General features: G+C 37.4%; 23 protein-coding genes. 10 read left to right on the forward strand and 13 right to left on the reverse strand.

What is annotated here, in order from left to right:
• Window positions 1-13: 13 nt before the first annotated feature.
• The 3 genes from gshB to AC1M9B_RS04495 form a co-directional block, all read right to left on the reverse strand.
• Window positions 14-952, reverse strand: a complete 939-nt coding sequence (gene gshB, locus AC1M9B_RS04485) for a glutathione synthase (RefSeq protein WP_481608664.1) — start codon at window positions 950-952, stop codon at window positions 14-16.
• A 132-nt stretch (window positions 953-1,084) separates the two neighbouring features.
• A complete protein-coding gene (locus AC1M9B_RS04490) occupies window positions 1,085-1,978 on the reverse strand; it encodes a LysO family transporter (RefSeq protein WP_035270265.1) in 894 nt (297 codons plus the stop codon).
• Window positions 1,975-2,808, reverse strand: coding sequence for a 2OG-Fe dioxygenase family protein (locus AC1M9B_RS04495; protein WP_081403308.1), 834 nt, complete (start codon window positions 2,806-2,808; stop codon window positions 1,975-1,977). Before AC1M9B_RS04495 ends, AC1M9B_RS04490 begins: the two co-directional genes overlap by 4 nt.
• A 218-nt stretch (window positions 2,809-3,026) precedes the next feature.
• On the opposite strand from AC1M9B_RS04495, the gene AC1M9B_RS04500 reads away from it, so the two are divergent.
• From AC1M9B_RS04500 to AC1M9B_RS04515, 4 genes are all read left to right on the forward strand, one after another.
• Entirely contained in the window at window positions 3,027-3,584 is a 558-nt protein-coding gene (locus tag AC1M9B_RS04500) for a hypothetical protein (protein WP_481588798.1), read from the forward strand.
• Between the two features lie 64 nt (window positions 3,585-3,648).
• Complete coding sequence (locus AC1M9B_RS04505) at window positions 3,649-4,587, forward strand: hypothetical protein (RefSeq protein WP_481608665.1); 939 nt, start codon at window positions 3,649-3,651, stop codon at window positions 4,585-4,587.
• A gap of 250 nt (window positions 4,588-4,837) precedes the next feature.
• Entirely contained in the window at window positions 4,838-5,449 is a 612-nt protein-coding gene (locus AC1M9B_RS04510) for an NAD(P)-dependent oxidoreductase (protein ID WP_092766521.1), read from the forward strand.
• 147 nt (window positions 5,450-5,596) lie between these two features.
• Entirely contained in the window at window positions 5,597-6,220 is a 624-nt protein-coding gene (locus tag AC1M9B_RS04515; RefSeq protein ID WP_481608666.1) for a LysE family translocator, read from the forward strand.
• 350 nt (window positions 6,221-6,570) lie between these two features.
• Here AC1M9B_RS04515 and AC1M9B_RS04520 read toward each other — a convergent pair whose 3' ends face one another.
• The 4 genes from AC1M9B_RS04520 to arsC form a co-directional block, all read right to left on the reverse strand.
• The gene (locus AC1M9B_RS04520) at window positions 6,571-7,485 is read right to left on the reverse strand and encodes a copper resistance protein B (protein WP_481608667.1); all 915 of its coding nucleotides are present in this window, start codon (window positions 7,483-7,485) and stop codon (window positions 6,571-6,573) included.
• A complete protein-coding gene (locus AC1M9B_RS04525; protein ID WP_481608668.1) occupies window positions 7,472-9,214 on the reverse strand; it encodes a multicopper oxidase domain-containing protein in 1,743 nt (580 codons plus the stop codon). Before AC1M9B_RS04525 ends, AC1M9B_RS04520 begins: the two co-directional genes overlap by 14 nt.
• Window positions 9,215-9,261: 47 nt before the next feature.
• Window positions 9,262-9,609 (reverse strand): hypothetical protein, encoded by a 348-nt coding sequence (locus tag AC1M9B_RS04530; RefSeq protein WP_081401042.1) that lies wholly within the window; start codon window positions 9,607-9,609, stop codon window positions 9,262-9,264.
• 268 nt (window positions 9,610-9,877) lie between these two features.
• Complete coding sequence (arsC, locus tag AC1M9B_RS04535; protein WP_481608669.1) at window positions 9,878-10,306, reverse strand: arsenate reductase (glutaredoxin); 429 nt, start codon at window positions 10,304-10,306, stop codon at window positions 9,878-9,880.
• Window positions 10,307-10,388: 82 nt separating this feature from the next.
• Between arsC and AC1M9B_RS04540 the strand changes: the two genes are divergently transcribed.
• From AC1M9B_RS04540 to arsH, 3 genes are read left to right on the forward strand one after another with little or no spacing between them, the layout of a single operon-like run.
• Window positions 10,389-10,703: an ArsR/SmtB family transcription factor gene (locus tag AC1M9B_RS04540; RefSeq protein ID WP_481586962.1), complete on the forward strand. Its 315-nt coding sequence runs from the start codon at window positions 10,389-10,391 to the stop codon at window positions 10,701-10,703.
• A 4-nt stretch (window positions 10,704-10,707) separates the two neighbouring features.
• Entirely contained in the window at window positions 10,708-11,748 is a 1,041-nt protein-coding gene (gene arsB / locus AC1M9B_RS04545) for an ACR3 family arsenite efflux transporter (protein ID WP_481608670.1), read from the forward strand.
• 5 nt (window positions 11,749-11,753) lie between these two features.
• Window positions 11,754-12,458, forward strand: coding sequence for an arsenical resistance protein ArsH (gene arsH, locus AC1M9B_RS04550; protein WP_481608671.1), 705 nt, complete (start codon window positions 11,754-11,756; stop codon window positions 12,456-12,458).
• Window positions 12,459-12,633: 175 nt separating this feature from the next.
• Here arsH and AC1M9B_RS04555 read toward each other — a convergent pair whose 3' ends face one another.
• Together AC1M9B_RS04555 and pyrE are read right to left on the reverse strand one after the other, a co-directional pair.
• Complete coding sequence (locus AC1M9B_RS04555) at window positions 12,634-13,215, reverse strand: hypothetical protein (RefSeq protein WP_481608672.1); 582 nt, start codon at window positions 13,213-13,215, stop codon at window positions 12,634-12,636.
• A gap of 232 nt (window positions 13,216-13,447) precedes the next feature.
• Window positions 13,448-14,098: an orotate phosphoribosyltransferase gene (gene pyrE, locus AC1M9B_RS04560; protein WP_067727823.1), complete on the reverse strand. Its 651-nt coding sequence runs from the start codon at window positions 14,096-14,098 to the stop codon at window positions 13,448-13,450.
• 38 nt (window positions 14,099-14,136) lie between these two features.
• Between pyrE and AC1M9B_RS04565 the strand changes: the two genes are divergently transcribed.
• Together AC1M9B_RS04565 and AC1M9B_RS04570 are read left to right on the forward strand one after the other, a co-directional pair.
• Window positions 14,137-14,955, forward strand: a complete 819-nt coding sequence (locus AC1M9B_RS04565; protein WP_092766525.1) for an exodeoxyribonuclease III — start codon at window positions 14,137-14,139, stop codon at window positions 14,953-14,955.
• 431 nt (window positions 14,956-15,386) lie between these two features.
• Window positions 15,387-15,737: a Spx/MgsR family RNA polymerase-binding regulatory protein gene (locus tag AC1M9B_RS04570; protein WP_035264692.1), complete on the forward strand. Its 351-nt coding sequence runs from the start codon at window positions 15,387-15,389 to the stop codon at window positions 15,735-15,737.
• Between the two features lie 48 nt (window positions 15,738-15,785).
• Here the strand turns inward: AC1M9B_RS04570 and AC1M9B_RS04575 are convergent, their stop codons facing one another.
• Window positions 15,786-16,223 carry a DUF2147 domain-containing protein gene (locus AC1M9B_RS04575; protein ID WP_035264927.1) on the reverse strand — a complete coding sequence of 146 codons (438 nt, stop codon included), beginning with the start codon at window positions 16,221-16,223 and terminating at the stop codon, window positions 15,786-15,788.
• Between the two features lie 143 nt (window positions 16,224-16,366).
• Here AC1M9B_RS04575 and AC1M9B_RS04580 point away from each other — a divergent pair, with 143 nt between their 5' ends.
• On the forward strand, window positions 16,367-17,281 hold the full coding sequence (locus AC1M9B_RS04580) for an alpha/beta hydrolase (RefSeq protein WP_035264694.1): 915 nt from the start codon (window positions 16,367-16,369) through the stop codon (window positions 17,279-17,281).
• A gap of 61 nt (window positions 17,282-17,342) precedes the next feature.
• Here AC1M9B_RS04580 and AC1M9B_RS04585 read toward each other — a convergent pair whose 3' ends face one another.
• From AC1M9B_RS04585 to AC1M9B_RS04595, 3 genes are all read right to left on the reverse strand, one after another.
• Window positions 17,343-18,110 carry a transporter gene (locus AC1M9B_RS04585; RefSeq protein ID WP_035264697.1) on the reverse strand — a complete coding sequence of 256 codons (768 nt, stop codon included), beginning with the start codon at window positions 18,108-18,110 and terminating at the stop codon, window positions 17,343-17,345.
• 12 nt (window positions 18,111-18,122) lie between these two features.
• The gene (locus AC1M9B_RS04590; RefSeq protein ID WP_035264700.1) at window positions 18,123-18,665 is read right to left on the reverse strand and encodes an ankyrin repeat domain-containing protein; all 543 of its coding nucleotides are present in this window, start codon (window positions 18,663-18,665) and stop codon (window positions 18,123-18,125) included.
• Window positions 18,666-18,791: 126 nt separating this feature from the next.
• Window positions 18,792-19,151 carry an HPF/RaiA family ribosome-associated protein gene (locus tag AC1M9B_RS04595; protein ID WP_035264715.1) on the reverse strand — a complete coding sequence of 120 codons (360 nt, stop codon included), beginning with the start codon at window positions 19,149-19,151 and terminating at the stop codon, window positions 18,792-18,794.
• Between the last annotated feature and the right edge of the window lie 192 nt (window positions 19,152-19,343).

A 19,343-nucleotide genomic window follows, 5' to 3' on the forward strand; every position in this document is an offset into this window, starting at 1 on the left:
TTTTGCAGATCAGCTAACGTCCAGCTTGCAAAACATCAAATAATGTATCTGCGATAGAAGTACCAAATTGTGCGTCTATTTCACGTATACACGTGGGACTAGTCACATTAATTTCTGTTACATAGTTTCCAATGACATCAAGACCAACAAATACCAACCCCTTCTCACGCAAGAATGGTCCAACTTTAGCAGCAATCACCTTATCATTTTCAGTCAACGGACGTGCTTCACCACGCCCACCAGCAGCAAGGTTACCTCGCGTTTCACCATTTTGTGGGATACGCGCTAAACAATATGGAATTGGCTCACCATTGACCATCAGAATACGCTTATCTCCATCCACAATTTCAGGAATATAACGTTGCGCCATAATCGGTTGCTGCCCCATTTGAGTCAACATTTCCAAAGTTGAACCGATATTTGCCCCTGCAGCAGTTAAACGGAAAATCCCCATACCGCCCATCCCATCTAGCGGTTTTACAATCACATCTTGATGTTCAGCAATAAACTCTCGGATTAAACTTTGCTGTGAAGTTACCAAAGTCGGAACCTGCAGTTCTGGAAATTGTGTAGCGAACAGCTTTTCGTTACAGTCTCGCAAACTTTGAGGTTTATTGATAATCCAGGAACCTTCACGTTCCGCTTGTTCCAGAATATAAGTTGTATAAACAAAGTTCATATCAAAAGGTGGATCTTTACGCATGAGTACAACATCGTATGCGGCTAAAGATTCTTTCTGTTTTTCACCAAGTTCATAGTAATGATTATAATCCTCAAACACTTTAAGTGGTGAGATCAAACCAAAAGCTTTGCCTTGATCGATATATAAATCTTCCTGAAGTGCATACCCTAACTCATGACCGCGACGTGCAGCAGCCCAAAGCATTGCCATGGTCGAATCTTTTTTGAGGTTTACATTTTCGATGGGATCCATCACCACAAGTACGCGCATGATCTGTTCTCTATTTTATCAATGAAGCGATTATAACGAAGTTTAGTGAACGATCTACTGATCTATCAAAGGATCAATTGTATAAATTCAGAGAAGCTCCTTCCTATTTCTGCTGAGCACTAGAATTTGGATTCATATCAAACTACTAAAAAAAATAATAAAAAACGGCGCAATGAGCGTCAGGAAAAATCCACTGAGAATTGCAATTTGTACATCTAATGGTGAACAATTGTTTTTTACAAAGGGTAAAGTCGAGTCCATCGCCGTGGCACCACATACACCAATGATTGGCTTTGGATAACGCTGACCTAATAAATACAACAATGCAATCGCATAAAACTCTCGTACAAGATCTGTGATCAAAGCAAAAGTTCCCTGCTCAGGTCCTAATACTTTAGCAACTAAAGGACCAGAAAGAGAGAACCAACCAAATCCACTCCCCATCACAACGAGTTCGACAAAAGATTGAGTCATGATATGACTCGTCAAATAAGCCGCAATAAATAGTGCAATGATTGAAAAAAATGGCACTTTAATATGATTCATAGTGAGGGCTTGAATTTTAATCGTAGACAAATCCACTCCGATTAAAAAAATCAACACATACAATAGTATCGCGCTTAACATTTCCCCTGATAAAGTCTTGGGTAATAGCCAATATAGCCCCATCCCGATCAACACCATTCCAATCGCAATCAAGCATTCGGTAATAGGTTTGAGCATATCCTTGAATGATTTTTGGTGCTCAGCCTTAAAGTGGCTACGATTAAATAAAAGTCCAAAGGTAATCACACTTAACACTGTAGAATAAATAAAAGCTTCAATTAATATTTTTGAACCAAGATCTTTATCAAACAAGACACTGCCAAATTGAAAGCCTATAGAGATGAGGAGCAACCACACCAAAAACGTAATTTGACCAACCAATATATTGCGAACTTGAACGTTTGCAGCTTTACCTATGCCCCAACCCAATATAAGAGAAATGAGAATAGGTAAAAGCGAAATTATTAAATTTTGAATCATATTTTTTGCTTTGTAAGAGAGAAATCAATCAAAATCATCCAGCGCTCACCAGCCTCAGCATTTGTGCCTTGATCTATTTTTCTAATAGGTGATACATAATGTGAAACTGCTGGATCGTGTACAGCAAAACTTTCAGAAGCTTGTCTCAACGTAAATTTTTGATAAATATTATAATTATTTACCTCATCTAAACGCTTATTTCTTTCCTGAGGTGATGCAATAAAGTTTTCACCTCCTTCAATGTTATTGCTCCTATAAAACAAATGAGCAAATGTGAATGGCTCACCATCCTGATGAAAACAATTAGGCGAACTAATTCCTAGCTGATCGGCATGAGTTGAACGCAGTTTGACAAAATGGACACCCACGTAAATTGGCAGATAGGCATTTTCCAAACCAAAAGTAAGTTGATAATCATCTACAATCAAATCATTAAGATATTGCGTAGATTTAGCTTCTTGGCTCAACGCGTTAAAATAACGAATCGACTGATGCTCGGGATTGTTCCCTCCCTGATCATATCCAGATAACTCCTGCCCTATATTATCACGCACTGTCGGCAACCAAATAGGCTTAAGATCTTTTTCCCAAGGTAAAATTAAGGCATTTCCGTATCTTCTAAACCTTTGAGTATGTGTAGGTGCAAAAGGATCTTTTTCAAGTTTTTCAAACTCTTTAGCTAGTAATAGTTTAGAAAAATGATCCACCTCTATAGATTTATAATGTAGATACCCTTTTGCTTTGAAGGTATTCTTCAAATCAATTTCTTGATGTTTTATAGCAGTCAAATTGCTATACGATTCAGTATTAGCGTCTAATTGATCAAGCACAATTAATCCTTAAGAATAACTAAATAAATATCATAGTTACGCTAAAATTATTACGTTTTTATTAAGGTTTACTCACAAAATAATATTACTATTTCAAATTAAATTATTAAGAAAAATTACAAAATTATTGTTACAACTTCAAATACGAATTACATCAAACGTTAACATCGTTGAATAAAACTAACAGGACTTAATATTCCAACAATAGGTACAAGTCCATGATTAAAATAATTTCTACACTATGTTTACTCACTATCAGTTCAGTTACTTTAGCAGCAGGCAATCCTACACGAGTCGGTGATGTACTCGGTCGAGACCTCAACGTTCCAATTGTTGGTGCATTAGGGCATACAGGTGTATATGTAAGTTCAAACAATATTGTTCAAGTCATGAATAAAACGGCATATGTAGATGTGATTGAATATGTCAGCTTAAGTGGATTTAAAACTACAAAATATTGGGGAGCAAAGGCCAAAACAAGTTTTGGATATAAATCTCCTTACTCATCTGCTGCTAATCAAATCACTGCGATTTCAAATCAGCAACGACCTCATGTCGCTTACACGCTGTATTCAGCAACACCGAACCCAGCTGTGCAAGTCTGTTCACAATATAACTCCAACGGTGCTTGTAGCAAATATACATGGCAAAAGGGAACGTTCCGATGTGACAGCTTTACGAAATGGCTCTACACTCAGACAGGTAATGGTAATCTAGGAGGAAGCACACCGCGTGGAACTTTCAACAGTAGCTTACTCACAATTACACGAGTGTAAATAAATCATTCCCATTATATTGCCTTCACATCTCTGATGTTGAAGGCAACGACAGCTTAATATTATGAATAAGAAAAATATTTTTTTGGTTATTTTGATCTTCGTGATCTGTGCAGTAATTTTATGGGTGTATTTGAAATCGACAGCAGATACGACTCAAAGTATATCAAATCAAAACAATAATACTTCAACGCTAAAAAGCAATGAAGATCGTGCGACTAGCTTGTCTGAAAATAGTGCAGATATGGAACTCAACACTAGCAACCTACCCGTATGGGCAAAAAAGTTACTTCAACTGGATCAATCTGCTGCGAATCGAGAAGAAAAAATACATGATTTAATTCAGCTCCTTGAACAAAACCAGCATGATGAAAATGCAATAGAAGAAATCCTGACTCAACTTACTTCTCTCAATCCTTTAGAAGCAACTGAACAAATTTTGCCATTTCTAACACATCAAAACCCTAAAATTCAAAGCTTAGCGATAGGCGCACTGAATAATGCGATGTTGCTGACTGATCGAGAACATGAACTCAAAAAATCCCTACCTGAAAATGATTTGATTCGACAGAAAATTAGTCACGCTTTAGAGCAACGTTTTCAGGATCCAAATTTAGATCCAAAGGTTAAACAAGTTCTTATTTCTAGCCTACCGCATACCGCATCTGTCCAAACTCAGCACAATCTTGCACAAGAACTTCTTCAACAAAATTCTATCTCACCAAACGAAGCACAATTTCTTTCTCAATATCTGCTAAATGGTCAGGGAAATAACACAACTTTAGAACAACTTGCGCATAAAAATCCGAAGATGATTGAAGACATTATTGCGAATTTAAATAATCAAATTGTCGACCAACCAGCTATTGTTGAAGTTCTGAATAATGATCAAAAAAAGCAACTACATAATTTTATCTTACAGCATCCACCAAGCTCGAAAGATGAAAGTTATGGATATAAAAATGATATATGGCGATTTTCTTTAAACCAACTTCAACAATAAATAAAAGTTAGACTGGTTTTATATGAATATTTTTCAAGCTTATAATTACATAAAATTTACATTTAAAATAATTAAATAACTTCTCACTCCTATTTTAACTATAAATCAACATAGATTTAATACATTAATCTTTTTTATTTTAAGCTAAATTAATATTACATTTTAATCATTCATGATTTCATTTTTTTAATCGTGATGACTAAATATTTAGCACTCCAATAATCATAGTTATAAATTTAATGAGGGCATTATGAAAATAGTTTTAATTGGTGCAACAGGCATGGCAGGTTCTCGTATTCTTGAAGAGCTTGTTTCACGTGGACACTACGTCAAAGCGATTGCGCGTAATACAAGCAAAGTTTCAGATACAGAGCGTGTGTTAACTGTAGATTTAGATTTAAATGATCAAGAAGCACTTGTAAATGAGCTGAAAGGTCAAGATGCTGTAATTAGTGCAGTACGTTTCCAAGGTCTTGATATCAATTCACTTCTTAATGCTATTCGTGAATCAAAAGTTAAACGTTATATTGTTGTTGGTGGCGCTGGCGGTTTAACTGTACCAAATCAAAATGTGCGTGTAATCGATACAGAAGACTTCCCTGATGCATATAAAGCTGAGGCGGAAGCAGGCATTCAGTTCTTTGATAAGTTAAAACAAGTGGACGACATTGACTGGACCTTTATTGCTCCTGCAGCGGAATTCGGTCCTGGTAAGCGAACTGGTGAATATCGCTCTGGTAAAGATGAACTTATCGTTGGTGAAGAAGGCAGTAAAATCTCTGCAGAAGATTTCGCAGTAGCGCTCAGTGATGAGCTTGAAAATAATAACCATATTCAAGAGCGCTTTAGCGTAGGTTATTAATATTCAATGATATTATTAAAAAAGGAAGCTTAGGCTTCCTTTTTTATTATTTATTTCGCTCTATGAGATATTTTAAATAAATGAGATGAATGAAATCTAAAGAGGTTATAATATTTATATAAATAAAATTTAAAAAGTAGTATTTTCATGAATTATCTTGAGTATTTTTTATATATTTTCACTGTCATTATTATGATTGCCACTCCAGGCCCTGTTATGATTTTGGTGGCCAGTGCAGGTGCAAAAGGTGGTTATCGAAAAGCATTACAGACTATTTTAGGTACTAATGTTGCCTCACTATGTTTAATTACCCTTTCAATTCTTGCACTTAAGGGTGTTCTGCATTTTAATGAGCATATTTTCAATGTCATCAAAGTCCTAGGATGTCTTTACATTGGCTATTTAGGTTTTGAAATTCTTAGAGAAACTTTTCAGCACAATCAAACTGCCTCTTCAAAGATCAAGCCGATCGATAGTGGTTTTTCCAAAGGTTTTTTAGTTGGTATTTCCAATCCAAAAGATATTATTTTCTTCACTGCTTTTTTTCCGCAGTTTATTCAAATTACACCAAATATAGATTTAAGTTTGACGCTGTTAATCATCACATGGATTCTTCTAGATTTTGTCGTACTATCTTTGGTCTATTTAGGTTTTAACGCTATTTCTCAACAACGTATTTATTCAAAAATCTTAGCCTTGTGTGGCGCGATCCTCATGACCATCGCTGGGTATGGGATATTCAGCACAGCGCTCTTTTATGAGTCTCTTTAACTTATTTAAACTACAATTTATTCCCGGGGTTTCTAATGATGCAACCCGCCATGATCGTCTTTTATTCAGAAGATAAAAATCATTGATTAGATGATTCTTGCCTGCGATCAGGTTATACATTTGATATACCCCACCGTAGCAAAATCGTCCTTGAGTGATGAGGTAACAAGAACTGAATGAAAAGTTGGGCATAACGTAAAAATGTAATTTGTGTGATGCAGATAAGAATTTCGCATAAGCTCTATTATGTTAAATGGGAGGGAGGGAGCAAAATAAGTTAACATTTTGCTTCCGACCACATTAAGCTAGAGTTTTATTTAAATAAAGCTATTTAGTAATCATTAAATTAATTAAAATCTAAATCTAACACCAGCTCCATATAACCAACCTTTCTCAGAGTTTGATTCTATTTGCCACGACGTTTCATCATTACCTTTTGAATACTCATAGGCAATGTCGATATACGGCATGATCTTTTTACTGATTTCATAGCGAGTTTCAAGCCCTGCGGTTGCACTGCTTAAACCAGTTTTTTTCGCATATTTAGAGTCATCACTAAAGATCGCATCCAACTCTAAATAAGTTTGAATAATCAACTTTTGGGTAATCAGAAAATCACGTTCCGTTTCTAGACTAAAGCCCGCATAACTGTCTTCTCCTGCATAGAGATAAGCATCAGTTTCAAAGAAATATGGTGCCATACCATGTAAGCCAATCACTGCATCAACATTTTCTTCGGTGTCTTTGCGATGATCATCGAGCTCAACTTTTGCACTGCGATAACGTGCACCAATCTGTGCATCCCAAAAGTCTGAAATCATACGGCTATATAAAAGTTTGGCATCATAATGTGCATCATGCGATTCTTCTTTATCGGCATGAACTTTAATAAAAACCTTATTTTCATCTGTGCCAATACGGGTTTCAAACTCTGACTTTAAACCGCCTGTGCCATCTTCATTGACAAACCACTTATTATCCACCGTCGTAATCGCATAAATTTGCGCACCGTGTTCTGAGCGATGATCATAATGCGAACTCTGCTGAGTATTCGCATCTGGTACATGATGTAAATGATTAACCGTAGATGTTGCCTGATGTTGTGCATGATTCATCTCAGACATGGCTTGATGATTCATTGATGGCATATTTTTCCCATTATTCTGAGTGGTTGAATGATGCCCTTCGTGCGCCACACTTAAGGTCGTTAAACTCAATACCGCAACAGAAAAAATCGCTTTCAATACAAAATTAGTGATGTGCATGTTCAGCTCCTTTTTGCTCAGTTACTTGGTGAGTTTGAGTCGAATTTGTACCTTGAATTGGCATTGTAGATACTTGTTCATCGCTAACATTCGCCACGATTAACTTGTTCATCATCCCCGCACTCATGTGATACAACAAATGACAATGGATTGCCCATTCACCCAATTCATCCGCAGTTAATAAAGCCGTAACTGTTTTACCCGGTGGTACGATCAATGTGTGTTTATTTGGCATATCTACCGACTCTTGACCATTCTCCAACTGCATAAACATACCGTGTAAATGCATCGGGTGCGCCATCATACTGTCATTAATAAATTTGATACGGATACGCTCGCCATATTTCACTTTTAAAGGCTCAGCATCACTAAATTTTTTACCGTTAATGGTCCAAATATAACGTTCCATAGTACCGCCCAAACGCACGACCAATTCACTGCTGGCTTCACGAGTATCTTTTTGCGGCTCTAACGATTTTAAATCGCTATATTGCAAGGCTTTGTTACCTGCAGGTGTAGAGGCATTTGCCCAACCATAAACCACTTGATCATTTTTTTGCGGTTTTACTGCGCTATGCTGTGAATGATCCGTGCCTTTCATATCGCCATGGTTCATTTTCGAATGATCCATTCCTGAATGATCACCACCACCATGTCCCATATCTTCCATAGTCAAAAGCGAGCGTGAACGTGGCTGAGGCATATGAATGCCGTGTGTTACAGGATTTAGTTCATTGTGTAGCGTACCAATCGCATAACCTGAACGGTCAATTGACTCAGCTTCAATTTGATAATGTCCACCTTTTGGCTCCACAATCACATCATAAGTTTCAGCCGTACCAATACGGAATTCATCTACAGAAATGGGTTTCACAGGCTGACCATCAGCACTAACCACAGTCATTTTCAAGTTAGGAATACGGACATCGTAGAAAGACATCGCAGATGCATTCACAAAACGTAGGCGAATTTTTTCATTCGGTTTAAACATTCCTGTCCAATTTTGTTCAGGTGTTTTGCCATTAATGAGGAAGGTATAACCTGTAACATCCGACATGTCGGTTTTTAGCATACGCATCTGATTCCACATGTTGCGGTCAGACCATGTCGCTTTTATACCATCACGTTTAACCTGCTTCCAAACATCACCCAAGGTTTCACGCTGATCTTGATAATATTCAGCTGAAATTTTAAGATCTTTCTGAATTTGATCACTGGTTTTTTCATGAAAATCTGACAACATCACCACATAGTCACGTTCAGCTTTTTCATGTGCTGCCAATGGTGTTTTACCTTTTGGATAAATCACAAAAGAACCATATAAGCCGTCTTGTTCCTGTCCTTTAGAATGAGCGTGATACCAATAAGTCCCGCTTTGGCGAATCTTGAATTTATAAACATACTCGCTTTGAGGCTTAATACCGTTAAAACCATTAAATCCTGGTACACCATCCATAATGCCCGGCAACAACAGTCCGTGCCAATGAATAGAAGAATCTTGGTTTTTTAAATTATTTTTCACGCGAATGATGGCTTCATCACCCTCTTCAAACTCAAGCAAAGGCGCAGGAAATTGACCATTTACGGTAATGCGCTTTACAGGCTTTCCAGTTGGGCTGACCACTGCTTCATCAATAACAAGCTGATATTCACGCACTTCGGCAAAAACCAAAGGCGACGATGCAAAACAAATACCTGCTAATAGGTACGAACTAATTTTATGAGACATAACTTAACCTTAATTTTTGAAAAATAAATAAATTTTAAAAAAATTGGTTAAGTTTTAGGAGGACGTGAAATTTCTTGCCAATACCCATTTAGATATTGGTTGAGGTAATAAAAATTAGGCTGATCTATAGAATAGAAGGTATCTAGGGGATCTAGCGAGCTTTGCAAAGAATGAAGACATGAGATCTGTGTCTGGCAGGATAAGCTAGAACATTCCTGACACTTTTTGTGATCTATATTCTGATTAATAGCTAAATGATTATGGCAATCGGTATTCGTTTGTACTTCGTGATTAATACCATGTTGAGTGACTTGCTGTGCTTGATCTAAACAATGATCTTGGCTCATTTCAGTTTGCATATTGATATGCATTATCTTTACTGATGCAACAGACACACTACTCCATCCTATGGCAAAAACCATAAGAAAACAAAACCAAAATTTTTTGGAGAGATGAGTCAACACGAATGCTATCTAGGAATAGAATTTAATCCAAAATATCTTAACGGAATTTCAACTATTTACAACTCAATATAATTTAGTAGTTTCTCTAAAATTAACATAATACACCTTATGCGAAATCAAAAATGGGAGTCTTAGGCTCCCATTTTTTACTATTTTTTTTAAAATTTCGTATAACGCCTATTATGTTAAATGGGGGGATTTATTTAATCCGCTTACCATCTTTATCTATGATGATTTGACCATCCTCTTTGATAAAAGCTCCTAATTGAGGCGCAGACAAAATATCTAAAACGAGTTCAGATGGTCTACATAGTTTTACACCTAATTCAGTCACTACAAATGGACGGTTAATTAAAATTGGATACTCAACCATAAAATTAATAAGTTGTTCATTTGTCCAATGTTGTTCATCTAATTTGAGAGTTTCAAAGGGTTCTACATTTTTACGAATGGATTCACGTACAGAAATCCCTGCTTTTTCAATTAAATTAATGAGTTCAATCTTACTCGGAGGGGTAAGAAGGTATTCAATAATTTCAGGTTCTTCTCCTGTATTTCGAATGAGAGCTAATGTATTTCTTGATGTTCCGCAAGCTGGGTTGTGATAGATCTTAACTTTCGATGACATTGGATTAACTCAGAACTTAATAATATTGCATTTATATATGGATATGCGTATATTCGCAATAGCATATATTGGAGTGTAGATGATGGATCAAGCAGATTTCTTTAAATGCCTATCTGACCCGACACGTCTAGATATTTTAAAAATTATTTTAGCAAGACAAAATGTATGTGTTTGTGAAATCACAGAGATATTACAACTGAGCCAACCCAAAATTTCTCGTCACTTGGCTTTACTCCGTAACCTCTCAATTTTGCTAGATGAGCGCAAGGGACAATGGGTGTATTACCGATTAAATCCTGATTTACCAGAATGGGTAAATGCAGTGCTCAATGTCTTAAATGATGAAATACTGAATAAACCTGCAAGCAACTTATCTATCTCTATGCAATGCGAGTAATTCAATGTCCGGATCAAAGCTCTCATTCTTAGATCGAAATCTAACGCTATGGATTTTCATTGCCATGGCATTAGGAGTAGGTATTGGTGTATTTTTTCCTCAAGCATCTGTGGTACTCGATCAATTAAGCATTAATTCAGTGAATATCCCTATCGCAATAGGGCTTATTTTGATGATGTATCCACCACTTGCCAAAGTAGACTATGTGACTTTGCCTAAAGTCTTTGAGGACAAGCGAACCCTTACATTATCTCTCGTTCAAAACTGGCTAATAGCACCTTGCTTAATGTTTGGTTTGGCAATCATTTTTTTACATGCCTATCCTGAATACATGACTGGCCTAATTCTCATAGGCTTAGCCCGATGTATTGCGATGGTCCTCGTCTGGAACGATCTGGCATGTGGGGATAATCAATATGTCGCTGCCTTAGTCGCATTTAACAGTATCTTCCAGATCTTATTCTTTAGTACTTATGCCTGGTTATTCTTAACCTTCTTACCACCATTCTTTGGGGTAGAAGCACAAATCATTAATGTGAGCTTTTGGACAATTACCCATGCTGTTCTTATTTATCTAGGTATTCCGTTCTTACTTGGGTTTTTAACCCGACTGATTTTGGTTAAAAAGAATGGTTTGGCTTGGTATCAGGATAAATTTATCCCAAAGATTAGCCCAATCAGCCTTATTGCCCTTTTATTCACGATTGTAGCCATGTTCAGTCTTAAAGGTGGTGAAGTGGTTAGCCTTCCTCTAGATGTACTTAGGATCGCTATTCCTTTGACAATTTACTTTGTTGCGATGTTCTTCATCAGCTTCTTTATGAGTAAGTGGATGGGTAACGATTATCCTAAAACAACTGCTATTTCCTTTACTGCGGCAGGCAACAATTTTGAATTAGCACTGGCTGTAGCGATTGCCACTTTTGGATTAGCTTCACCTGTGGCTTTCACAACCGTGATTGGTCCGCTTGTTGAAGTTCCTGTATTGATTGCCTTAGTGACAGTTTCGCTATGGCTGAGAAAAAAAGTGTTTAAAGAGGCATGAGTCGAATGAACCTACCAAATATTGATCCTAGTCTTTTAGAAAAACCGACTTTAGAAAAAGTTCAGGCAAAGAACCTTAAACATCCACCAAGAATACTGCTTTTGTATGGCTCAAATCGTGATCGATCATATAGTCGTTTAGCTATTCAGGAAGCTGGTCGAATCCTTGAATATTTTGGTGCGGAAGTGAAAATCTTCCATCCAAAAGGGCTACCCCTCCCTGAAGATGGTGATATGCAACATCCAAAGGTTAAGGAACTCCATGAACTCTTAGCATGGTCAGAAGGCATGGTGTGGTGCTCTCCTGAGCGTCATGGCTCAATGAGTTCGATATTGAAAGCTCAAATTGATTGGATTCCATTAGCAGCGGGTGCAATCCGTGCAACGCAAGGTAAAACCTTAGCTGTAATGCAAGTTTGTGGAGGTTCGCAATCCTTTAATGCTGTAAATCAATTACGTATTTTAGGGCGTTGGATGCGTATGATCACGATACCAAATCAGTCCTCAGTCCCTAAAGCATTTCTAGAGTTTGAAGAGGATGGTCGTATGAAGCCTTCTTCTTATTACATGAGGATTGTCGATGTGATGGAAGAACTTTATAAATTTACGCTTTTAACCAGGGGACAGTCCTCATATCTCACTGACCGTTACTCTGAACGTGTAGAAAGTGCAGAAGAGCTTTCAAAGCGTGTGAATCAAAAGAGTATCTAGATTTCCTAAAATTAACATAATACACGTTATACGAAGTTTTAAAACAGAGTATATGATGCTGATTTTTATTTATTTTTTAAATTTTAAAGCCTAAACCAGTATCTAGGCTTTTTCATTTTGTATAACAGCTATTATGTTAAATAGGGTGCTTACATACTTCATTCCTCTTTAATTTCTACTGTATAGAATGAGCGTGTGAAAGGCACTGTGCTGTAATTTCATCAAGGTTTTTTTCGATCTCGTTCCAATTATCGAGATATTCTTGAAATTTCTCATTCATAAAGTTTGAATGTAATGCTACCTGCATATAGTAGCCATCAATAACCAGGGCTATAAAATTTAGGTTGCTTTCAACAATGGCATATCCACCATTTTGCATTTGCAGAAAAGAGCGAGAAGCATAATCTAAATACTTGGCTTCTATTGGGGTCTTAGCAATCATTGCTGGAGAATATGCGGCAAAGATATTTTCACTCTTTACATTGTTCATAGGTAGCCAATAGAGATATCCATCTGTTTGCTTTAGGCTTTCACATAGCAGTTCATATAAGGCTTGATTACATTTTTCTTTATATCTATTTGAAAAATCTAATAAATTTAATTTTTTATTTTTAGAAATTATTGAAGGATCAATATAATTCTTATGATTAATCCATAAAGTAAATATATTAGAAATATCGGTATATTCCTTATTACTCAATTTTCCATAATAGGGCTTTAATGGATCATTATCCTCAATCCAAGGTTCAGTTTTCATATTCCTAGAACCATTCTCTAGTGTATTTAGACATTCATTTTAAAGTAAAGAAAAACTAAAATTAACATAATACACCTTATGCGAAATGATTTTTTATTAAATACAAATCAATAACTTATATCGATATAAAAACCCAGACCTATAAATCTGGGCTTTTTTATAGATTCTTCAAGTTCCACGCTTATTTATTAAGCAATGTTTCACATTAATATTAAGTAGAACTTTATAAGTCTTAAATTCCGTACTTCACACGGTATGCTTCCATTTTCGCTAAAGCATCTTTATCGCCTTTAGCATCTAAGTAATCCATTAAATCTTTCATTGTGATAAGCGCATGCACAGGAATTTCAAGCTCTTTTTGAACTTCTTGAATCGCAGACAATTCACCCTGACCTTTTTCTTGACGGTCAAGCGCAACCAATACACCCGCTATTTGCGCGCCTGCATTTTTTAAAATGGTCACAACTTCACGAATGGCTGTACCCGCAGTGATCACATCATCAATGATCCACACCTTTTTACCTTCTACCGAAGCACCCACAAGCACACCACCCTCACCGTGATCTTTAGCTTCTTTACGGTTGAAGCCCCAAGGTACACTTACACCATGGTTTTGTGACAATGCTACAGCCGTTGCAGCGACAAATGGAATCCCTTTATATGCAGGGCCAAAAATCACTTCAACATTATCACATTCAGTTAATTTTGCTGCATAGCCAGAAGCCAAGCCAGTTAAGGCTTCACCGTCATTTAACAAACCGGCGTTGAAAAAATAAGGACTCACACGACCTGATTTTAAAGTAAACTCACCAAATTTAAGCACACCACGTGATAATGCCAGTTCGATAAAAGCTTGTGGATTAAATGCCGCTTGCGCTGTCATGAGGTGCTCCATTTATTAAATTGAGGTTAAACTCGAGCATGATACCAAAGAGTAGCTATCCTAGTGATCAAAAAATTTTACGTGTCGTATCAATCAACGTAAATGGTCTTCGTTCTGCAGAAAAAAAAGGAATTTTTGACTGGATGGCAACTTCAGATGCCGATGTCATTTGCATGCAAGAATCCCGTATTACACACGAACAATGGACAGATAAATTTAAGCCAGAAGGTTGGTATACACACCTATTCCCAGCTGAGCGTCCTGGCTATGCTGGTACCGCAATCTATAGTCGTTTGCCGTTTATCTCAGTTACCGATGGTCTGGGTTTTGAATTGGCTGATTCACAAGGTCGTTTTATCTCAGCAGAATTTGATCTAGGCTTAGAGAAAACAGCTCATATTTGCTCACTCTATTTACCATCAGGTTCTTCTGGTGAAGAAGCACAAGCCCGTAAAGATCACTTTCTAAATGAATACAAGCAGATCTTGAAACAATGGCGTGATGAAGGTAAATCTGTGATTGTTTGCGGTGACTACAATATCGTACATAAACGCATTGATATTAAGAACTGGTCAGGCAATCAAAAAGCTTCAGGTTGTTTACCACATGAACGTGCATGGCTCGATCATATTTATGATGATTTAGGCTATGTCGATACCTTCCGTGAAGTGCGTAAAGAAGCAGAACTTTATTCATGGTGGTCAAACCGAGGACAAGCCCGTGCCAAGAACGTGGGTTGGCGGATTGACTATCAAGCTTGCTCACCAGATTGGAAAGATCGTACTGTGAATGCATGGGTATATAAAGAAACGTGGTTTAGTGATCATGCCCCTGTCATTATCGATTATAAAATTTAGTGCCGTGCAAACTGAGTGAACAACTGTTTACTAAATGCACGCTAATTGCTCACAAATCTTGTCGTGTTAACGTATTTTTATTCCGACTAATTCAGTGCATTATTGTCGCACGGCACAGGGACATGTCAGGATGACAATAGGGATTGGAAGCCGTAGGATGAAAAGAAAATAAATTTCGGTTTATTTTCCAAGGATGAAGACATTGGACGTTGAATTGAGACCCGCATGATCAGGATGATTTAATGCGGGTTTTCTCTATTTAAAAGATCAATACAAATTTTAAGATAAGAAATTTTCCACCATTTTATTGATAACCACCATGAAGCCACACTGTAGATTTCAAACCTATTTAAAATATTCTGATCACATTTATGTTTTTGCGTAAATTTTGCTAAGCTCTAGACTGATCACAATGAATAAGACTGTTAGAGATGATTAAAGTTTACGGCATTAAAAATTGCAACTCGATGAAAAAAGCATTCGATTTACTCAATGAGTTGGGGCTTAGTTATGAGTTCCACGATTATAAGAAACAAGGTATTGATGCTGAAACAGTACAAAAATGGCTAAAGGATCTTGGTGCTGAACTTGTCCTCAATAAAAAGGGAACGACTTGGCGTAAATTGTCTGAGGAAGATCAACAAATTGCCCTTGCATCTGAACAGGGTTTGATTGAAGCACTGACTACACATACGAGCCTTATTAAAAGACCAGTGATCACTACTGAATCAGGCTATGTAGTAGGTTTTGATGAGAATGCGATAAAAGCATTAAAGAAATAAGAAATAAAAAAAGCCGAGCAACTACTCGGCTTTTTTATGAATCTTAAATTAGTTCACGCGTACCCAAGTTTGGTTACGACCAAGCGCTGATACGCCGATGAAACCACGAAGTTCGAGCTTTTGACCACCGTCTTTCAATGAACCCTTCAATTTGTAAGTTTTTCCAGATTGTGGGTCTAAGATTGAACCACCATCGTAATTCGTTCCACCTACATTTTTAAGACCCTTCACAATGGTTAAACCTTTTAAAGATTTCTTGTGATAGGGACCTTCACAGTTCGTACATGAATTTTCTTGACCCGGTGTGACAACACTCTGAATCGTTGCATTCAATGTTCCGTTTGGCTGTTCAGTGAATTTTACAAAAGCTTTAGCTTTTTTAGTTTTCTCATCAATCGTATTCCACACGGTACCATTGAGTGGATCTGCAGCATTTGCAAATACTGCTGAAGCGAGTAATCCTAACGCTAGTGCAATTTTTTTCATTGTTTTTTGTTTCCCTTGCTGAATTGACTTTAATATTATTAAAAATTGATAACATTTAAGCAATTTTTGAATGTGACTATTTAGTGTACCATTGTAATGCTGTGTGCTGATAATAAACATAATTTCATTAATATGGAAAAACAATGAAGATCAATCCGGTTTTGAAACAATACATAACAGAGTCTTTTTTAAAAACGAGTCTTCGCTTTCCGAGTCGCTTTAATCTTCCCCCCACCGTACTTCGTGTTGCCTTAGAGCAGATGACGCGTGTTTTTCCACAGTCCAAAGATGTCAGTATTCGAAAACTAAGAATCGCAGGTATTCGTGCCGAAGAAATTTTGCCTCAACCTGAAACGACTCAGCTCATTTTTCACATTCATGGTGGCGCATTCTTTTTAGGATCGTTAAATACACATCGCGCATTGATGACTGAAATGGCACTTCGGACTCAAATGCAAGTGCTACATATCGATTACCCTCTTTCACCTGAACAACGTTTCCCCGATCTCGGAGAAGCAATCTATGATGTGTACCAATTATTGGTAGAGCAAGGTGCTCAACCGAAAGATATTATTTTATCTGGCGATTCTTGTGGTGCCAATTTAGCACTTGCACTGGCTTTACGTTTAAAAGAAGAAAATCCAAAACTTCTTCCAAGTGGCTTGATTTTAATGTCACCCTTTCTTGACTTAACTTTGACCAGTGAATCTCTACGCTACAATCAAAAGCATGATGCTTTATTGTCAATTGAAGCTTTAGAAGCAGGCATAAATCATTATGTTCCTAAAGGTGTAGATGTCTCAATTCCCGAAATTTCCCCAATTTTTGGAGATCTCAAAGGATTGCCACCGACATTGGTTCAGGTGGGTTCAAAAGAAATTTTGTTAGACGACTCTACGCGATTTGAAGAAAAGGCTAAAGCAGCTGGAGTGGATGTTGAGTTTAAGTTATACACCGGTATGTGGCATAACTTCCAAATGTTTAGCGCTTGGTTTGATGAAGCAAAGCAAGCTTTGACCGATATCGCAGAGTTTGCCCATCGTTTGGATAAAGACTGATTGAATCAAAACTGAAGTAAACATAAAAAAGAGTAGCGTAAGCTACTCCTTTTTTATTCATTTAGAATAAGTATGAGACACCAAATCCACCATGATAACTTCGATCGGATCCACTTAGGTCTACACCGATGCTTGCATCTAACTGCGCACGATCATTCAAGGCATAGATTAAACCAGATGCCAGTCCATACTCTCGCTCTTGGCTTTCTTTCTTGGTAAATACTGCTTCAGAATAGCCCGATAAATTACCCACGATTTTATACCCAATAGTAGGTACAGCAGTCACCGACCAGTCACTATTTTGAGCCGAATAGAACATTCCTATTCCTGTCGTTACAGTATCGTTATATTGATACTCAACAGATGAGCCCAAAGTATAAATATCATCAACATAAGTAAAACGATCATTTCCTGTTGCGATTTTAGCTTGTGCCAAAATTGCCATTTTCAGTTGATCATCTTGTAAGTCAACGTGATGCTTAATCCCAACAGAAACATCACCTAAACCATCATGGTCATCAGTTCGATTTTGGATTCGGGTCCGCTCCCACGCTGGGCCATCCCAACCCAATTGAAGCTCAGTATTCTTACTCAATCCCGTACGCAACAGGACATCAGCATTGAGTCGCAATGATTTATTTTTAAAACCATTTTCAGTACTTTCAACATACTGTGCAGTTGGAAGTCCCTGCTCCCATGCCAATTGACCTACGGGCGTAATGCCTGTGCTGAAACTCGTACCAGGTCGATCGAAGGCAAAATCTGCAGCCATCGCACTTACACTCGCGGTTGAGCAAAGTATCAAGCTCAGTTGTTTTAATTTTGTCATGGGGCACCCAAATTAATTTAATTCTTTCGTCATTTTTGCGCCACGGCTACGTAATAACTCGAGTGTCTCACGTTCTTCCGGTAAAGCCTGTGACCAATCAATGGTATCAAAATCGCAGTCGAAAAATAAATCACTAATTGAACTCAGAATGGTATTCCCCTCTTCATCTTTGGTATTAGGATCAACTTGATGATCAAGTAAGCGTTGAACTGCAGGCACACATGCAGCACTCGCAGCATCCCAAAGTGGGCCGTAACATTCCTCTGCATCCCATAAATGGAAATTAGCTTTCGCTGCAATCAGTGCATCTAGAATATCAAGATGTACTTGTAATTTCTGTTGTTTTTCTTCTGTTGAAAGCGCATTTCCTTGCTCATACGCTTCACAAATTTCTTCCCACCATTGAAATAAAGTGTCTGACCACACAGAAACCGCAGGGCCTTTCTCTCCTGCGATAAAGTTTGGATCTAAACCTTCTGCTAACAGGCGCTGTACCTGTGCTAGGTCTAATTCTTCTAAGGCCTGTAAAAACACTTGTTGATGTGCTGTTAGCATTTACTTTCTCTACTATTTATCTATAACGACATTATGCCTAATAATGCAGATCATTATTCAATTAAATAAATCAAAACTGTTCATTCAAAATTTTATTCAAAAAAAAAAGCCCCGAAGGGCTTTTTGCTATTCCACATCCACTTCATCTTCTTTCAGTTGGATGGGCGCTCCACGAGGGTTCTCTTTTTTCTCGAATACATGTTCAAGACTACGCTTTAATCGGTCAATCGCACCATGAATCGCTGTGTCGATATTATGACCTCTGTGATTGACCACAACTGGTTTTAGTCCAGCTGGGCGAGCTTCGATCATACATTGAATATCGTCTGCACCGCCTTTATGGGCATTTTCATCACTTAAATGAACCGAAAAATGGGTAATTCTTTCACTATGGCGTTGAAACTCTGTATTTAGTTCTGCACGTACATAATCAATTAATCGCTCACTGTTTTGAATATTCTTATCTGTACGGATTTCTATGTTCATAAATATCATCCTCACTCTTCTTCTGAATCATTTTTGTGCAAAACTTTTTATCTTGGCACGTTTGTAGCTTGCAATCTAATTGCATCGAACATCTTCAATTGCTGTTTGGAATACGTCCCTCCACATTGAATGATGAACACTTTTTGAGTCTGCAGAACCGTGTCCTTATACTTTGAATATCGGGCCTAACTC

Source organism: Acinetobacter sp. ANC_7513, from assembly GCF_056779915.1.

Excerpts from the sequence above, each read along its gene's own strand:
- gshB (WP_481608664.1), bottom strand. The coding sequence starts at position 952 with ATGCGCGTACTTGTGGTGATGGATCCCATCGAAAATGTAAACCTCAAA.
- AC1M9B_RS04490 (WP_035270265.1), bottom strand. The coding sequence starts at position 1,978 with ATGATTCAAAATTTAATAATTTCGCTTTTACCTATTCTCATTTCTCTT.
- AC1M9B_RS04500 (WP_481588798.1), top strand. The coding sequence starts at position 3,027 with ATGATTAAAATAATTTCTACACTATGTTTACTCACTATCAGTTCAGTT.
- AC1M9B_RS04505 (WP_481608665.1), top strand. The coding sequence starts at position 3,649 with ATGAATAAGAAAAATATTTTTTTGGTTATTTTGATCTTCGTGATCTGT.
- AC1M9B_RS04510 (WP_092766521.1), top strand. The coding sequence starts at position 4,838 with ATGAAAATAGTTTTAATTGGTGCAACAGGCATGGCAGGTTCTCGTATT.
- AC1M9B_RS04515 (WP_481608666.1), top strand. The coding sequence starts at position 5,597 with ATGAATTATCTTGAGTATTTTTTATATATTTTCACTGTCATTATTATG.
- AC1M9B_RS04520 (WP_481608667.1), bottom strand. The coding sequence starts at position 7,485 with ATGCACATCACTAATTTTGTATTGAAAGCGATTTTTTCTGTTGCGGTA.
- AC1M9B_RS04525 (WP_481608668.1), bottom strand. The coding sequence starts at position 9,214 with ATGTCTCATAAAATTAGTTCGTACCTATTAGCAGGTATTTGTTTTGCA.
- arsC (WP_481608669.1), bottom strand. The coding sequence starts at position 10,306 with ATGTCATCGAAAGTTAAGATCTATCACAACCCAGCTTGCGGAACATCA.
- AC1M9B_RS04540 (WP_481586962.1), top strand. The coding sequence starts at position 10,389 with ATGGATCAAGCAGATTTCTTTAAATGCCTATCTGACCCGACACGTCTA.
- arsB (WP_481608670.1), top strand. The coding sequence starts at position 10,708 with ATGTCCGGATCAAAGCTCTCATTCTTAGATCGAAATCTAACGCTATGG.
- arsH (WP_481608671.1), top strand. The coding sequence starts at position 11,754 with ATGAACCTACCAAATATTGATCCTAGTCTTTTAGAAAAACCGACTTTA.
- AC1M9B_RS04555 (WP_481608672.1), bottom strand. The coding sequence starts at position 13,215 with ATGAAAACTGAACCTTGGATTGAGGATAATGATCCATTAAAGCCCTAT.
- pyrE (WP_067727823.1), bottom strand. The coding sequence starts at position 14,098 with ATGACAGCGCAAGCGGCATTTAATCCACAAGCTTTTATCGAACTGGCA.
- AC1M9B_RS04565 (WP_092766525.1), top strand. The coding sequence starts at position 14,137 with ATGATACCAAAGAGTAGCTATCCTAGTGATCAAAAAATTTTACGTGTC.
- AC1M9B_RS04570 (WP_035264692.1), top strand. The coding sequence starts at position 15,387 with ATGATTAAAGTTTACGGCATTAAAAATTGCAACTCGATGAAAAAAGCA.
- AC1M9B_RS04575 (WP_035264927.1), bottom strand. The coding sequence starts at position 16,223 with ATGAAAAAAATTGCACTAGCGTTAGGATTACTCGCTTCAGCAGTATTT.
- AC1M9B_RS04580 (WP_035264694.1), top strand. The coding sequence starts at position 16,367 with ATGAAGATCAATCCGGTTTTGAAACAATACATAACAGAGTCTTTTTTA.
- AC1M9B_RS04585 (WP_035264697.1), bottom strand. The coding sequence starts at position 18,110 with ATGACAAAATTAAAACAACTGAGCTTGATACTTTGCTCAACCGCGAGT.
- AC1M9B_RS04590 (WP_035264700.1), bottom strand. The coding sequence starts at position 18,665 with ATGCTAACAGCACATCAACAAGTGTTTTTACAGGCCTTAGAAGAATTA.
- AC1M9B_RS04595 (WP_035264715.1), bottom strand. The coding sequence starts at position 19,151 with ATGAACATAGAAATCCGTACAGATAAGAATATTCAAAACAGTGAGCGA.